Here is a 1,695-nt window from a genome sequence, read left to right on the forward strand (position 1 = left end):
CTCCGTTTTTTCATAGATTACTTGACACTACCGTGTTAATGCTGCTGAGTATTGTTGCGAAATGTCAATGATACGCCCTCCGGCATGGGGACGGAATCCAGAAGTCCTTTCAGTAATCCGCTTGTTCTATCCCTACCTATACTTACGATACCGCCCGCAAAACGGTTGGCTGCCAATAAAAAGTTTTCATCCGGGCTTAAGATAAAATCGCGGGGATGAACTCCTCCGCAGGAGCTATGCTGAATGACAGCGGCTTTTTCACCCTGTACATTGATAACAGCCAGGATATCGAGCCCCCGTATGGAAATGTATAGAAATTTCTCATCTGAGGTAAGGCGGATTGCTGCTGCCGCAGGTTCTGCTTTTTTAACCGATTCTCTTTCTTTTTTGCTTACCCCATCCGCACTCGCCAAATGTGAGGCTTCCGGAAGTACAGACAAGGTCTGCTCTAACTTAAATTGATTTTTATTTACATTGAATATGAATAGTTCATTACTCAATTCACTTACCACGTATAGTTTAGTATGTGCTCTGTTAAACACGCCATGCCTGGGTCCGCTGCCCTTTGGAAATAATATCTCGCCTGCCGGATTATATCCGTTTTCTTTATCAAACAGACGGATTTTATTTTGTTCAAGGCATGGAACCAATATATATGGCTCATGTAATATAATCTGATGGCAGCCCGCCCTGTCCCCATTTTCTATCCTCTTTATCAGGGAAGGAACCCCTTTTTCCAAATGATACACCATGACATTTCCTTCATGATAGTTGGCCGTATAAACAGAGCTGCTATCCTGCAGAATATAACAGGGTGTTTGCTTCTCTTCAAGAATTTCTTCCACATGGTCTATTCCCTTCTCTTTTAGAGTCAGGAAACAGGTTCCTGCCTTTCCTTGCTTTTCTATGGGAAAAGCCATGGAGTCCCTTTGCAGGCTGATCCATTTTGCATTGGGAGCCTCGTAAAATAATTCCGGCTGTGACATGATTCCGATATCCGGAGAGACTGTGAAATGGTATACGCCTTTGCTGTTATCGGAATTGTAGGTTCCGATATAAACGTCTAACGGATAGGAGTAGTCAGTTGGATGATTGTTGAGTTTTGTCGTGTTTTCTATGTTAGTTTTTTGAGTGGGTATGATATCATTATTCGTATTTTTGCTTATCTCCGGGTTTTGGCTATCGTCTGGTTTCGGATTAGGTTCTGTGTTGGATTTTAAGTTTACTACCATTTTTATATACCTTCTTTCCTGAGCATATCTTTATTATGGCCTTCGACTATTTATCTTCATAAATAATGTGGTATTGCAATTATTAGATGGGATTTCCCTTTAAAGGATGTATATATTATTGATGGATAAGTGGGTTCTGATACTTCTTTGTGTGTTAGTTATATTATTATTGGGAAATGTATGTTCTACTTTCTTTACTGTAAGTATAATTGTTACAGTTTAAAAAGTCAATCATTATTTTGAATTAGTTTTGGAGGGGGAATTGATATGGCTTTGATAGCGTCATCGAACAGACTAAGTGAAGCAAATCTAAATTAAGCGATTTTATTTACAAGGTCTATAAAAAAGTATATTCCACCTATAAAATTTAAATCCACAAGGCTCTCGCGAGCCTCGACTTGTGGACGAACAAGCCCTAGATTAGACACTTTAATTTCGATCCACAAGGCTCTCGCGAGCCTCG

The 1,695-nt window shown here is 40.0% G+C and carries 1 protein-coding gene; it reads right to left on the minus strand.

The genetic code is table 11. The annotated features are described in order from the left end of the window. Window positions 1-35 precede the first annotated feature (35 nt). Window positions 36-1,232: a lactonase family protein gene (locus tag CLOSYM_RS14180; protein ID WP_021642629.1), complete on the minus strand. Its 1,197-nt coding sequence runs from the start codon at window positions 1,230-1,232 to the stop codon at window positions 36-38. Between the last annotated feature and the right edge of the window lie 463 nt (window positions 1,233-1,695).

The sequence above is a fragment of the [Clostridium] symbiosum ATCC 14940 genome (genome assembly GCF_000466485.1).
In the GTDB taxonomy this organism is placed as follows: Bacteria; Bacillota; Clostridia; order Lachnospirales; family Lachnospiraceae; genus Otoolea; species Otoolea symbiosa.